This window comes from Streptomyces sp. DH12 (genome assembly GCF_020873895.1).
Lineage (GTDB): Bacteria > Actinomycetota > Actinomycetes > Streptomycetales > Streptomycetaceae > Streptomyces.
The window spans coordinates 1-593 of record NZ_JAHWGT010000488.1 but is presented as its reverse complement, the minus strand read 5'-3'; the positions used below and the strand labels follow the sequence as shown (position 1 = coordinate 593).

The 593-nt window shown below is 72.0% G+C and carries 1 protein-coding gene; it reads left to right on the top strand.

Annotated features, from left to right (window positions below; translation table 11 throughout):
• The coding region (locus LPA54_RS35335; RefSeq protein WP_306806593.1) for an IclR family transcriptional regulator C-terminal domain-containing protein at nt 1-443 on the top strand (443 nt) is incomplete at its 5' end.
• Between the last annotated feature and the right edge of the window lie 150 nt (nt 444-593).

Here is a 593-nt window from a genome sequence, read left to right as displayed (position 1 = left end):
CGGTCCAGGACGCGCTGCGCGTCCTGGAGACGGTGGGGCGGCGCGGCACAGGAATCAACGAGACCGAACTGGCCCGCGAGACCGGCATCGCCACGGAGCGGCTGACCACCCTCCTGCGCATGCTGCGCCGCGAGGCCTACGTCGAGCAGATCACCGACGGCGCCTACGTCACCGGGGCGGCCTTCGCCCGGCTCACCTCGCGCACCATCACCAGCGACCGCCTGCTGCTGTCGAAGCTCGCCGCACAGCCGCCGACGGCGCCGGTCCTGGACCTCCAGGAGTACGCGGTCGGCACGGTCTGCGCGGCCGTCCCGCTCACCGCCGGGTCCACGGCCGGATGCCTGGCGCTGTCCCTGCCGCTGGAGCACGCCCACCGGCTGCGCCGGGCCGCCGACACCCTCAACCGCAGCGCCGCCCCGATGCTGCTGTCGCTGGCGATCTGAGCCCGCCACGGGAGTGGTCGGAAGCACCCCCGCGGACCAGGTATGATTTTTCCCGTCGCCGACCGCGGTAGCGGACGGCGGGAGTCATGCGCCGCTAGCTCAGTTGGTTAGAGCAGCTGACTCTTAATCAGCGGGTCCGGGGTTCGAGTC